General features: G+C 44.0%; 9 protein-coding genes. 1 reads left to right on the top strand and 8 read right to left on the bottom strand.

Annotated features, from left to right (window positions below):
- Positions 1–54: 54 nt before the first annotated feature.
- From KTE19_RS10540 to KTE19_RS10515, 6 genes are all read right to left on the bottom strand, one after another.
- Positions 55–3,276, bottom strand: a complete 3,222-nt coding sequence (locus KTE19_RS10540) for an MBG domain-containing protein (protein ID WP_217342258.1) — start codon at positions 3,274–3,276, stop codon at positions 55–57.
- Positions 3,277–3,546: 270 nt separating this feature from the next.
- Positions 3,547–9,867, bottom strand: coding sequence for a MucBP domain-containing protein (locus KTE19_RS10535; protein ID WP_217342257.1), 6,321 nt, complete (start codon positions 9,865–9,867; stop codon positions 3,547–3,549).
- A gap of 22 nt (positions 9,868–9,889) precedes the next feature.
- Positions 9,890–10,078 (bottom strand): hypothetical protein, encoded by a 189-nt coding sequence (locus KTE19_RS10530; protein ID WP_217342256.1) that lies wholly within the window; start codon positions 10,076–10,078, stop codon positions 9,890–9,892.
- A 20-nt stretch (positions 10,079–10,098) separates the two neighbouring features.
- On the bottom strand, positions 10,099–10,959 hold the full coding sequence (locus KTE19_RS10525; RefSeq protein ID WP_217342255.1) for an SseB family protein: 861 nt from the start codon (positions 10,957–10,959) through the stop codon (positions 10,099–10,101).
- Positions 10,960–10,989: 30 nt separating this feature from the next.
- A complete protein-coding gene (locus tag KTE19_RS10520) occupies positions 10,990–11,178 on the bottom strand; it encodes a hypothetical protein (protein ID WP_217342254.1) in 189 nt (62 codons plus the stop codon).
- 38 nt (positions 11,179–11,216) lie between these two features.
- Positions 11,217–12,218 carry a hypothetical protein gene (locus KTE19_RS10515; protein ID WP_217342253.1) on the bottom strand — a complete coding sequence of 334 codons (1,002 nt, stop codon included), beginning with the start codon at positions 12,216–12,218 and terminating at the stop codon, positions 11,217–11,219.
- A 445-nt stretch (positions 12,219–12,663) separates the two neighbouring features.
- Between KTE19_RS10515 and KTE19_RS10510 the strand changes: the two genes are divergently transcribed.
- Positions 12,664–12,960: a type II toxin-antitoxin system RelB/DinJ family antitoxin gene (locus tag KTE19_RS10510; RefSeq protein ID WP_249778638.1), complete on the top strand. Its 297-nt coding sequence runs from the start codon at positions 12,664–12,666 to the stop codon at positions 12,958–12,960.
- Positions 12,961–13,157: 197 nt separating this feature from the next.
- On the opposite strand, the gene KTE19_RS10505 is transcribed toward KTE19_RS10510, so the two are convergent.
- On the bottom strand, positions 13,158–13,484 hold the full coding sequence (locus KTE19_RS10505; RefSeq protein WP_217342251.1) for a hypothetical protein: 327 nt from the start codon (positions 13,482–13,484) through the stop codon (positions 13,158–13,160).
- Between the two features lie 172 nt (positions 13,485–13,656).
- Positions 13,657–13,938 (bottom strand): type II toxin-antitoxin system Phd/YefM family antitoxin, encoded by a 282-nt coding sequence (locus KTE19_RS10500; RefSeq protein WP_217342250.1) that lies wholly within the window; start codon positions 13,936–13,938, stop codon positions 13,657–13,659.
- Positions 13,939–14,049: the final 111 nt, after the last annotated feature.

Genomic DNA, 14,049 nt, shown 5'->3' with positions numbered 1-14,049 from the left:
GTCAATTAACCACCAGTCTGCAAATGGTCGTTTTAGCGTTTTTAGCACTATTACTTAAGAGATTTTAGACAGCTTCTTAGCCGTGATGGTTGCCTGTCCTGCTGTGATATCTGCAGTAGCTAATGTCGTGTTAGCATTGGCGGCCAAAATCTTGGCAATTCCCTTAGCATTCAAAGTAACTGAATAGCTGCCCGGAGTCGCTTGAACCTTACTCCAATCAAAATCATCAGCCGTAAATGTTGGGGTCTTTAAATCAGACTTGCCACTCAAAGTGACGGTTGGCACATTTTCGAAGGTAGTTGTTCCATCTTCTACTTTAGTAACATCTCCAACTGCGGCTTTAATCGCCACCGTGGTTGGCGTCTTAGCAGTAATGGTTGCCTGTCCTGCTGTGATATCTGCAGTAGCTAATGTCGTGTTAGCATTGGCGGCCGTAATCTTCGCAATTCCCTTATCATTCAAAGTAATTGCATAGCTACCTGGCGTCGCTTGAACCTTACTCCAATCAAAATCATCGGCCGTAAAATTAGTTGGCGTCTTTAAATCAGACTTGCCACTCAAAGTAACGGTCGGCACATCCTTAAAAGCAGTTGTCCCGTCTTCTACCTTGGTAACATCTCCAACCTGAGCTTTAATTGCCACCGTGGTTGGCGTCTTAGCGGTGATGGTTGCCTGACCAGCTGTAACATCTGTAGTAGCCAATGTGGTATTAGCATTCAAAGCCGTAATCTTCGCGATTCCCTTATCATTCAAAGTAATTGAATAGCTGCCCGGAGTCGCTTGAACCTTACTCCAATCAAAATCATCAGCCGTAAAATCAGTTGGCGTCTTTAAATCAGACTTACCACTCAAAGTAACGGTTGGCACATCCTTAAATGTGGTTGTCCCATCTTCTACCTTGGTGACATCTCCCACCTTGGCTTTAATTGCTACCGTGGTTGGCGTCTTGGCCGTGATGGTTGCTTGACCTGCCGTGATATCTGCGGTAGCTAATGTTGTATTGGCATTTAAAGCCAATACCTTCGCGATTCCCTTATCATTCAGAGTAATTGCATAGCTACCAGGCGTTGCTTGAACCTTACTCCAATCAAAGTCATCAGCCGTAAAATCAGTTGGCGTCTTTAAATCAGACTTGCCGCTCAAAGTGACGGTCGGAACAGCCTTAAATGTGGCCGTCCCATCTTCTACTTTAGTAACATCTCCAACCTTGGCTTTAATTGCCACCGTGGTTGGCGTCTTAGTGGTGATGATTGCCTGACCAGCTGTAACATCTGTAGTAGCCAATGTGGTATTAGCATTCAAAGCCGTAATCTTCGAGATTCCCTTATCATTCAAAGTAACTGAATAGCTGCCCGGCGTAGCTTGAACCTTACTCCAATCAAAATCGTCAGCCGTAAATGTTGGGGTCTTCACGCCTGCTTCACCACTCAAAGTGACGGTTGGCACGTCCTTGAAAGTAGTCGTCCCATCTTCCACCTTGGAAACATCACCAACGTGAGCTTTCAGCGCGGTTACAGCACTCTTCCAGTGGTTAACAACGACTTGCATCGTCTTACCGTCCAGAATACTGCTTAACTTCGATGGACCGTCAGTACTGACATATGTAAAGTTAGGCACGGTGTCTTTAACAGTTGGATTAGCAATCTCAGTCCCAATCTTGCCAGTGAAATAGGTCGTATCCGAATATTCAGTTGGCGAAAGTAGGTTATTAAGATTAGCACCACTCTCATTGGCAGGATTAGTCGGGTCAATCACGACCCCTGCATGGTTCAGCAAATCACCAGGCTTGATTTTCGGTCCCATATTATCTGTAAAAATCGGATTATTGTACTCATCGACATTAATAATGATGGCAAACGAAGTGCCGTCCGTTGACTGCTCTTGATCGGTATTGGCATTCATACTAGTTGAACTAATGTTTCCGATTGCCGCAACCGCACCAAAGTATTCAGCCGCCGCCAACATCAGATCAGCAGCATTTCCTGAATTATATTCTTTTTGTAATTGTCGCCAATATGGTGCCAAGCTGTTGTAGTAAGTTTTATTAGTCGCAGCAAAGAATGGGAGACTCTTAATGGTTGTAACATCTTGCGTGATATCTAGTGACCCCAACTTAGATTTAATATTGGTTTTTGCCGCAGTTAATAATTCTGCATCGGTATAACCACTTATTCCATAGTACAGTTGCACTGGATCAACCACGTTCCGAAATACCTTGGTCAATCCCTTAGAATCCATCTGATTGAGGACTGATTGGTAACTCGCATGATTATTGGTTGAAACCACCAGATCACCATATTCATCAATCTTAGCGGTCGTATCTGCTGGTAAGACAATCTTATTCAAGGCTTGCTCAGAATCTGATACTTGCTGGGTGTTGACCCCACGCTTGTCTTCGAGGAGCATCTTATTGGCAACATCCAACTCTGTGCGCATGCTCTGGAGCACTTCATTGGCTTGATCTAAGGTTGTCTGCATCTGAGCTAAGTTCTTTGGCAACTTCATTGAAGTCGTTGCCTTTACTTGCTTTAATTCACTATTGACGTGGGCTTGAATCGCATCTAAACCAGAATCGTGAACCACATTATCGTCGCTCTTAGCGTTGGCTTGTTGAGTATCTGCCTTAACCACAGCCTTAACGTTATCAGCGACTTTTTGAGCCTGCGCCGTCATCTTTGCAGCCTGCTTATTAAAGTCCGTTGCACGCTTTACTTTAGGTGTCGCAACTTTTTGAACCGTTGCCTTGACCGCAGTGACATTCTTTTTAGATGTTTTTTGACTTGCAGCAGCCTCATTATTCGTGCTTTCAGTATTTACCGAAGTAGCCGGAGTGACCGAACCCGTCGTTGCCTGCACTGCTTGGGGTGCATTGTTATTGTTAGTCGTAGTCGTTGAAGCAGTTGCCGGATTATTAACAGTTTCCTGATCAGTTTCAGACTCGTCTTGTGTATTCACAACAGTTTTAGTTGCAACTGTTGCGGTTGGGGTACTGGTTGCTTGATCATTATTTTGCTCATCCTGCTGGCCATTTTGAGTGGTTGTTGTAGGAGAATCATTCGTTGGCTCCGCTTGATCAGTAAGCGTATCTGCATGCGCTGTTGTGATATCTGGCGCTATCAAGCCAGGAACCCCGTGAACCTGAGCTTCATGCACCCCCAGTAGTAAGGCAACGGTCGTCATCCCCTGAACGACCCATTGCTTCTTGGCCTTATAGAGCTTATACCTGGTCACACTAGGTTCTGTATTTGTAATTTGATCATATTGATACCGTCTCATATCGTGACACCCTCTATTTCATCGATTTTCAAAATTACCCCTCAGTAATATTGGATTAGTGTTCTATGTGCTCCTACCTAACATTTATAATAGTAGGAAAATTCTATCTAAAGCATTCTATGTATGAGCAGGTGGCATTACCACCTGCTCAGTAATTTGGGTTAACGGATCGCCCCATCAGGGGAAACGGCGCGATTCATCGGCATTGTGAACCATTACCGTTATGAGGGGGAACGGAATGATTCACTAGCTGCATTGCTTCGAAAGAAACTAGTTGTGTCGCTTTCTCCGCAATGCCGCCAAGCCAATCGTGCTTAACATTCCCACGACACCCAAGATTACAGCCCCTTCATTTTGATCGTCACCAGTTTGTGGCAATCGTTTCTGGGCTAATTGTTGACTTGAAGCTTGTTTATTCAGATTATCAGCTGGTTGTGCAGCAACCTTCGCTGGACCATATGCACCAGCAACCTTAACAGGCTCATTCGACAACCGCTTTGGCTGAGTGTTGGTGTTAACTCGGGCATTACCAAGCTTAGCTGGCTCATTACTGCTACTGTTGTTACGACCATTTCCTGGCTTAGCCGGCTGATTAGTAACAGTCGTTGGCTGGTTTGGTGTTGGCGTAGTCGGCTGCGTCGGTTGTGTTGGCTGACTAGTTGGTTGCGTCGGCTGTGTTGGCTGGGTCGGCTGTGTTGGCTGGGTCGGTTGCGTTGGTTGAGTCGGCTGTGTTGGTTGTGTTGGCTGAGTCGGTTGCGTTGGTTGTGTTGGCTGAGTCGGTTGTGTTGGCTGTGTTGGCTGAGTCGGTTGTGTTGGCTGACTAGTTGGTTGCGTCGGCTGTGTTGGCTGGGTCGGTTGCGTTGGTTGTGTTGGCTGAGTCGGTTGCGTCGGTTGACTAGCCTTTACATAGTGAATATACGTGTTCTTATCAGGCGTTGCATAAGGCGCTGTTGGTGGTAAGTAACCCTTAGTTGCGTCAGCCTTATCAGCCTGAACTAAGTCGTTCCCATCGGCATCCACTGCCTTGTAACCATCAATATAAGGAATGATCCCCGTCGTTGGCGTCGTGATCTTGGCTGGATCATCAGGATCATTTGGATAAATCGAAATGTCCTGATCACCACCAGTTGGTAACTCGGCAATATACTTACCAATCAATCTGTAAACGTAGGTAACCGTCTTGTCACCGTTGGTCATTGTCCCATTCGCATCAGTTGGCGTCTTGATCAGGTAGTACTTCTGAACGACAAGTGCTTTAGATGTATACTTATCGCCATCTTTTAAGTCCGCTGTTGTGGTTGATGGGGCAACGTCTTCACCCTTTTCATCAACGTACTTCACGATTAACTTGTAAGTTTGGGCATCAGTAATTGTCAACTTACCTGGCTTATACGTAATATCATAATTTGGATTATCGGTATCCTTACCGGTAACTTCAATTGCGTACTCACCAACCTTAATATCCTGACTAATATCTCCAAACTGATATTTAGGGGCATCCGGCTTTGCCGTATCTTTAGTTGGCATACCGTCAATTGTCGCCGTCAGTTTATCTGTATATGGCTGACCATCGTATGCTTTGCTTACCGTTGGACCAGTAATTGTGATTGGCCGCTTATTGATCGTGAACTGCGTATTCGTCACATCGTCCATCGTAATCGTCTTAGCTGTGTTAGCAGCTTGCAGATCACTTAATCCCTTGGTACTCAACTTAATGTCGTAACTATCAACATTCTGGCTATCAATGCCAGTTGTATCAAAGTCATCGGCAGTCCAACCATCGGTTGGCGCAACTAAATCGTCATTCAACTTAACATCAAAAATCGTTGGATCAGTCGAAGCATCGCCATCATAAAATTTATGCTTAGGTTGCAGAACGACAGCATCCTTATCGACTGGGGTCTGAGTATAAGTTACCGTGAATGTCTGGGTGGCACCCTTAGCATCAGAGTTCAGATCGAACGCTGGATTGGCGGTTAATGCGGCAGCTAAAGTATCGTAAGTCTTGCCATCTGGACCAGTAACCTTATAAGTACCAGTCTTAGCTAAATCAGTATCCGTTGTCTTGAACGTAATGTCGTTGGTCCCCGTTGCTGTCTTGGCACCCGTATTAGGGTTCTTAGTATCATCATTACCTAAGGCTGTATCGATCACCTTAGCAGCAGCCGTTCCAGGACCTTGAGTTACCAAGTTCGCTTTGTCTACTTGGAAGTGGTTGACTAACGTTGATGATCCATCCAGCTTAATCGTGGTATCGCCATCGGTTGTCGTGAGGACGTACCCCGGAATGGTGGGAATGTTATTCAAAATCTTAGAACCAGCAACTCCGACTGGTGGTGTGGCAGTTCCGTCATCAGTATAGCCACCATCTGAACCAGGGAAACCATTGATGACCTTACCGTCCTGATCAACGTTCTTAATGTGAGCAGTTGTTGTAAATGAATCAGTGATTGAACCGTTGACATTACCCAGACCATCAACTCGGAAGTAAGTTGGAATAGTTACTTGCTTACCACGATCGTTCAAACTATCCGGATCTTTAACTGGCAAGATGACATTAGCCATATCTTGAGAAGCTAGCTTAGAAATCGAAGTGACAATTCCAACAATACTACTCCACTTTGTACCAACCTTATCAGCAGTCATCAAATCATCCGCAGTAGTTGTGTTGGTTCCATCCTTAGTGTTGAAGTAGTATTTGTGCCCATTACTAGTTAAGGTGACACTCTTTCCGCCATCAGTTAGTTCCAATGGACTAGTTGAATATAATGTCGTGGTGGTATCACCTGCGGCGCTCTTACCCTCAGTGGCAGCACCAGTTAATTGAAGCGCAAACTTACCTGGCGTATCTCCCTTATTAGCGGTGACTTCAGTAGGTAGATTAATAATCCCACCAATATTAGTCTTAGTGTCGGACATGTTATTTGCTAACCGTAATCGGATCGATTGGGCGTCGTTCTTCATCGGGTTATTAACACCGTTAGTGCTGTACGTCGAGCCAAAGCTTTGGTTATCTTGAATGGCTCCGCTGAGGATCATGGATTGGGGAACACTAATTAATAGTAAATCCCCAAAATTGCTTCCTAAAGCAGCACCAAGGCCATTACTTCCACAGCCGTTGAAAGAACTAAGTCCAGATACTTTGGTCGTATTTCCTTCTGAGTCCGTTAAAGTAGTAAATAAGTCTTGAGCGTTACTTTGATTGAATAGATTACTATACGAACTTCTATTACTATCAGTGTCATCACCAGCAAGCATCACAACACTGTTTGACTCCCCGTCTTTACCACCTTTAGTCGCAGATGGAACATCATATGATATACCGTTATAGGTATCTGTAACGGATTCGGTATTTTGAAACGACTGTAGGCCAGTTAGCGCATCTGCATTAACTTGAAATTGAATGCTTAAAGCCATACTGCTAGGATTCCACTCAATCCCTGTACCAGTGTAATCAATTTTATAGACGGTCTGCCCATCCGCATTTGCAAGTTTAGTAACCTTGGGGGTAACAGTAACACCACTCCAGCCAGCACCTTTTTGAGCAAATATTTGTCCATTAGTTTGAGGAACAACTTGTGTTTGTTTTGGTACCGTAACATAAAATACTGGATCCTTTTTTGTTAAAGCCACTCCATTGTACCCTGGCATATCATTTTCATCTTTGGGAGAAGGGTTGTTTATGACAGTAGAATCATAATAAGCATTTGGTTGGTTATTAACAAAGAATCCATTTGCGTTCAGATTAGGGTTAGTATACGCTGCTTTAGTTCCATCACCGATCAAAACATTAAACTGAGAAGATGGAGTCAATGGGGCTGAATTATTAGGCGTTACATCTAAAGAAATTGGCGCCGATGCAAGTGCAGTGGCAGACTGGGTAATAGAGTCTACCACCTTCCCTGTGTCATTATCCGTTGTTGTTAAAACAAACGGTACTTTAGATTGATCTGCTACTCCGTCCTTAACATAACCTAGTGTCGAAAATGAAGTGGCTTGAACGTCGTTCTCAGTTGGCAGTGCATTGTCCAACTCACCGCCAGCATTCCTTTTTGAATACAACATATCTCCAGGATTCAGCGTGAAATTAGGCGTAATGTCATAGCTCTTTACTGAAGCACCCACTGGTAAATTAAACATTGTTGTTGTATTGACCGAACCTGTTTGGGGAAGTGTTGAGAGGGTTGTTCCTTCCTTGACATCTTTGAATTCTTTTGATGTCCCATTTGTAAAGTTTATCTTGACATCATAACTATCACCAGAAGCCCATGATCTGTAAGCTTTGGTTAATAGTGGGACATACAAACCAGTTGATTCAACGCTATCAGGGACCGCCATTTCCATGGTTGCATTTAAAGGTTCATGTCCAGTCACCGTTATTCCAAAATTATTTAAAACATTTGATATTTTATTTCCAATAATCAACTTACTTTGATTATTAGCTAAATAGATTGTACTTGATACTGCTTTTGTAGCTGTATCTGCCACATTTTCACTCAACTTATTACTTGCGCCGTCAAATGTAACCAATCCATTTAACGACGATGTTTTTGCGGTTAACTTACTTTCCCCGCCATTATCGGCTGCAATTGGGGCTGTAACATCCCCGAAATTTTTTGAGTAAGTAACCTTTCCAAGGCTAAAGGCCTGGGGGCCATTAGTTGTTGACTTTCCGTATGATCCTATAAACCATAAACTACTACTTGCACTATAACTTTTACCATCTTTAGTTGAAAAAATAATAGGCGTTCCTACCCCACCCGGCTGTGCAACTTGGACAGCCGCTGAATTAAGTCCGGAATAATGCGCCATATACTGTTGAGTCTTTTCAACATTTAAAGTAAATGTTGACGGAACATTCACAGCAATATTAACGTCATTAAAGTTTAATTGTAGGGACATACCACCCCCATTAAGTGTGGGAGTTAGTGCGTAAATATAATCCACATTCTTTACTTTGGGTTGTGTACTATCCGTTACTGCTTCAGTTAGTGATAATTTAGTAATTTTAGTGGCATTTTGAAGCGTAATACTAGTTACTTTATCATCAAGATTAGTCCCGCCATACGTAAATGGAAGTAACGTTTGATCTGCAACAGAACCGGTAGGCCCACCAATTGCTCCCGTTGCGGGTGTATAGTTTCCCATTTCGGATTCAGTCGGATAATCATAATTAGCAAATCCAACCAAGTTTGAGCTGATTGTTTGCGACGATGTTTCACCATCCGAGTTCACGGTCCAAGTATAATTAACAGAACCATCCTTATTAGTTGTTCGCACAGGATTCCCAGTAGCTTGTGACTGGGCGGCGTACCCTTGACTTCCAGCTAAAGAGGCGGGAAGAGTAACATGAAATGTATCTCCTTTATTCCCAGTATAAGAAAACTTTACAGAAACATTTTGATAAAATGAAGGTTGGCGATCCATAACAAACGTCGCTGAACCATCTGCATTTACTTTTACCATCGGTGTGCCGTCTGGCCAATTGGAATTCGTAAACGTCAAACTAGCCGCCTGCGCCGGATCCACTACCTGTCTGAAACTCTTCGTCAACCCCTGTTTATGTAAGTTGGCTAGTACTTTGTTGTAGCTCTTGGTGTTGCCAGTGGTGATGATTAAATCCCCGTAATCATCGACTTTGGCGGAAGTTCCATTGGGGACGCTGACATCGTTGTAAGCTGCTTTGGCGTTAGCAACCACGTGGGCCTTAACCCCCTTCTTATCAGCTGAGACCAAGGCAGTGGCTTGATTCAATTCAGTGTGCATGTTAGCGACCACCGTTAAGGCTGAATTCAACTTGGTCGTTGCTTGTTTTTGGTTCTTAACAGCGATCTTTTGGGCCGCCTTAATGGTCTTCAATACTTGAGCTTGTTGAGCCTTTTGATGGGTACCAATCGCGGTTAAGGCTTCGTCTTGAGGAATGTTGTCATTTTCTTTGGCGTTGGCTAATTGATTGCCCTTGTTGATTTGCGTTTGGGTCGCTTTCATAATCTTGTTAGCTCGATTGACAATTGATTGGGCTGACTTTTTGTTGTATTTAGTTAACTTCTTATAAGTGACTTTTTTAACTTTGAGCTGACTATTGACCTTTTTATTTACCTTGGTGGTTTTCTTTTGAGAAGTTACCTTAGTTGAATTGTCAGTAGTACCAGTGGTTGCGGCATTGGTTTGATCTGTGGTGCCAGTGGTTGAGCTGTTGGTGCTGTCAGTTGAACCAGTGGTTGCGGCTGAATTGGTTGATGAAGCTTGGTCGCCAGTCGTGGTACTTGAGCTATTGGCAGCTGGCGTTGTGGCTGTTGTGCTGCTTTGAGTGCTATCATTACTTTCACTGGTGGCAGTGGCGGTCACTGGCTTGGTTGCGGTCGCCGTTGCTGTACCGGAATCACTGGCAGCTTGAGCATCATCGCCATTATAAGTGGCGGTGGTGTCAGCGTGCACCGGATGTGAGGACAACATGGTATATGACAACCCAGAGGTGAAGACTGAGATGCCGGCAACTAACCATAATTTACCCTTCTTGTATAACTTGTAATGTTCCTGTTTCTCCAAGCTATCTTTGTATAGTCTTGAATTGTAATTGTATCGATTCATTTTAATACCCCCTCGGACATTCTTATTCTGCGATTTTCTTAATTCGTGGATAGGTTCCCACGTCAACAACCCCATCAATTTCAACCGTTGTTTTTAGTTCGTGAATTCTAATTGCCGACTGCTGCTTGGCGTGTGATACCGACTTAGCAACTAATGCGCGTTGCTTTTTGATTTGGCGCCGGCTGGGAACTTCGCGGCCATATTTTTCCATGAGAAACTCATCCCTCTTCCCTACAACAACCAACCACTGCGTTTATAGAACGCATCGACATCGTGTTTCACCTCATCACCCAGTTCGCCTTCCAGCTGGCCGACAATAATGTCAGACCCATATGGGAGGTAGCGGTGCGCGGCAACGGCTAACTTGCGGGACACCTTGGCTTCAAATGTTTCGGGCTTGCCCCGGTAGTCAACTAAGACCGCAAATTGATACGTGCTGTCGTTTTTAGGCTTTAATTTGATCAGCCAGGCCGCTTCTGCTTTATGGATATGCGTCAATGGCCGGCGCAGTGCCTCTTGAAGCTTAGTCGGCGTTGGGTTAATCAACTTGAACTTGAAGTCGTCATCTTGCTTGTGGGTGACGACGACCGGGGCGACCTTGTGAATGTAATCCCAGTACTCCTGAGTTAATGGGAAGCTCTGAACGCCTGGGTTAATCAAGATTCCCTGCAGGCTGAACTGTTTAGCTTCAGCCATCAATTCCTTGCTGGTGAACTCAAAGGATCGGAATGGATCCAAATTGGGCGTGCCGGCAAGGAATTTTTGCATTTTGGCTAGGTCAGTGAACACTGGAATATACTTTTGGCCGTCCGCCAAGTAGGTGGTCACAGCCACCGACAAGGTGAACGCCGGCTTAGGCTGCCTGGATGAAGCAGCTCGGCGGCCAGTTTGAACCGGGGCGTAGAATTTCATTTCGAGCAGCGAGGCCGCGAAACGATGTTCAAGCGCCGGATCCATCGGTTGATCCATGAACGACTGCAGCCGCTGGTTAAAGCCGGAAGTCTTAAACGACATAATCCCTTCCGATTGGGACTCGCTTTGAGCTGGCGCGTTCTCCGGTTCGGTTTGCTTCACTGAATCAGTTTCCATCATATTCATCCCTCTTCTCTTTAAGCCGAGCCATTATTGGTTCAACTTCGAGATTGCTTTCAGTAATGATTCGGCACTATCAACCAATTGGAGCACCTGTTGCTGATTACCATCGGTAGCGGCATCATCAATTGCTTGGGCAATCGTGCTCATATTTTGACTTAACACTTTAACGGGCGTCATGCGGGTCAAGGTGTCGATGTTATCTGTTTCTGTATTCATATCAGTTCCCCCATTTTCCTTTATTTAGATTAAAGTCATTAATTGTTCAGCTTCGTTAACGTGCGAATTGCGGTTAACATCTGGCCAGCGGATTGCGCCAGATCAGCAATTTCTTGTTGGTCACTGGTTGCTTCCAAGCTCTGGCAGATGAGGCCGAGCGCCTGGGCCAATAGCGTGATCGGCGTCGCTTGATGAGCTTGGTGAATTGCCGTGGCTGCTTGGGATTTAGTTGCTGGTGCTTCACTTGATTGCTGGCTTTGTGGTTCGTCAACTTGCGGTTGGTTTGGTTCATGAGCTGCTGGTTGATTATCAGTTGGATACTGTGGCTGCAAGTGGACTGGCCGTCTTGCTTCACTCGTTGCTTGTTTTGATTCCGGTTGTTTTGGCTGGCTCGCTTGCAAATCACTCGCAGAAGATCGCGCTGGCTGATCATCAGGTTGTGCTTGCTGCTCGTCAGCACTCATCGATTCTGTCATTGGCTTCTCTAGCTCACTCTTAAGATCCTCAATGTTGAGAATGCTTTCATTATTACCTTCGCTTAACTCGTGCTCCATCCGGTCAACCTTTTGCTTTTCTTCATCGGTTAAGCTCACCAGACTCGTTTTGGCAGTTGGGCTGTTCGGTTGATAATGGTTCACGTCATCAATCCGCTCGCCAAGCCCCTCGTCGTCCAACACGTAATAGTGATGCTGATCATCGACAGCCGGTAATTGAACTGGCGCGACCTCATCTGGTTGATCACCATTTTTTAACGGCACCAATTCCCCGGTCATATCGGTTAGGCCATGATAAACGTGAAGTGAGCCAATCTTGCCATAGACCAGCTTGATGATCGCCGGTTCAGTTCCCATCAGCCGTGAAAGGCGTTGTGGCTTGTTGACAAGCACGTAGCCATTTAATATTGGGAGCGCGATCCGGTATTCCTCACTAATGGCGCGGAAGATTTTTTGCGGTTCCATCAATTGATCGCCGTCCAGGTTCTCAAAGTGGACTTCAGCGTAGTTTTGAACTTGCCGTGCCGCTCCCTCAGCTTCTGACATCATTAATTCCTCCCATCCAAATAAAATAGTTGCTATAAATAGATGAAAAACCGTCCGGAACTTACCCCGCCATCTTGATGACCTAGAATAGGTATCTCCTCAATATGAATTAACGGTTATTTATTTACACTTTTAATTCTAAATAAACGATTATATATATCTATATGTATCAGACGCGTTTTGTCCGCACTTTTTTGCGAAAATAAAAAATATAAAAATGGATGCTAATTTTTGACTATTAGCATCCATTTTTGTGAGGCCTGATTTGAGAACCGTGCTGTGGCAAGGCTCAACCTGTTATTAAGATATTATTAAGAAGTTAATTTGGATAATTGTATTTATTTGTTGGTGATTTTTTGTAAGTGGGAAATCATTTTTGTAATCGTTCATCATGTTTGACCACGTGCACCAAATGTCATACAATTTAGACAACGAGGTGATATTAATGGCATCTGCTAAAACTAAACCACGCATCAACGTCCGAATCGATCCTGATATTAAGGAAAAGGCCGAGTCCCAGCTTAAGAAGCAAGGATTGACCATTTCCGAATTTGTAAGAGCAACCTTGACTTCAGTCGCTAACGAAGGCTTGCCAGAACACTTCATGATTCCAAACCAAGACACAATGGCTGGAATTAAAGAAGCAATTGAGGCAATTCAAGGAAAAACAAACCTCCCGGGAACCGACGACCCCAAAAAATTATTAGAAATGTTGCTATCAGATGATGACAAACCAAATTAAGTATCGAAAAAGCTTTAAAATCTTCCAATTAGTCAGCAATTAGCACCATTAATTCTTAATACTAATCACCAGTATCGCGTGCTATCCGTATATGTGAGGATAATACAAAGCCGTCGAACGAGAGCTCGACGGCTTTGTATTATCTATAATTATGAAGGTTAGATTTCAAAAAATCATTCTCAAGCTGTCGATCAAATTTAGCGGTTCTGCTTAGCCTCATCTTCTAATTGATTAATCCATTTTTCAAAATCATGGAGACTGCCATCGCCAATGGTCTTTACCTCACCACTTAAAGCTTCCCGTAAAGCTTCCTTAGCATCGGCTGTATCATAAAAACTTTGCTTATCCACTTCTGCTTCTTTTTTTAATTGATCCAGTCGTTCCTTATCAATCAACACCACACTTTTGCGAACAGGCTGATCTTTTTCCTGGACTGCAATCTCAACTTCATTATTAGTGTCTAAAACTGATTTAAGAACTTGAAATAAGTTCTTCCTGAATGAGCTTGGTGTATAAATCGCCATAAAAACATCTCCTTTTGAGGATTAGGTTCCAATAGATATCTCTAACTCACCCAAATTATAGCGTACCTATATATGTACGTCTATGGGTACCCTTAGTTATTTGAATCTAATCAGTGACTCAAGAATCATATTAGATAAGGCACACAATCAACTACCGCAGAATAATGGGTTTTCATGACTTGAACCGATCCCAATAATGGTCATCGGATTCGACAATTTCATCATCCGGCAAGACATGCCGATTAATCAGCTGATCTCGAGCAATGGCATGCTCCAGCGACCCTTCTTTGGCCCGCAAAGCACGTTCATACCAATCCATTTTTTCCTGAGAAATAACGGCAACTGACCGATTGTTCGAGCGAACAATGTAGACGGTTTCGTCATCATCATTGACTTGGTCAAGATACTTTTTTAAGTGTGAGCGGAAATCACTTTGGGTTAAAACAACTGTCATTTGAATCACCCTTTCTGTGCTTAATATTTTACCCTTGAATTTACACTTTAAGTGCAACACTAATTAAATAAAGAATGGCCCATGGCCAAATTTCTGTAAAATGATGTTTGC

The sequence above is a fragment of the Lentilactobacillus dabitei genome, assembly GCF_019061365.1.
GTDB classification, from domain to species: domain Bacteria; phylum Bacillota; class Bacilli; order Lactobacillales; family Lactobacillaceae; genus Lentilactobacillus; species Lentilactobacillus dabitei.
This window is presented reverse-complemented; position numbering and strand designations above follow the sequence as displayed.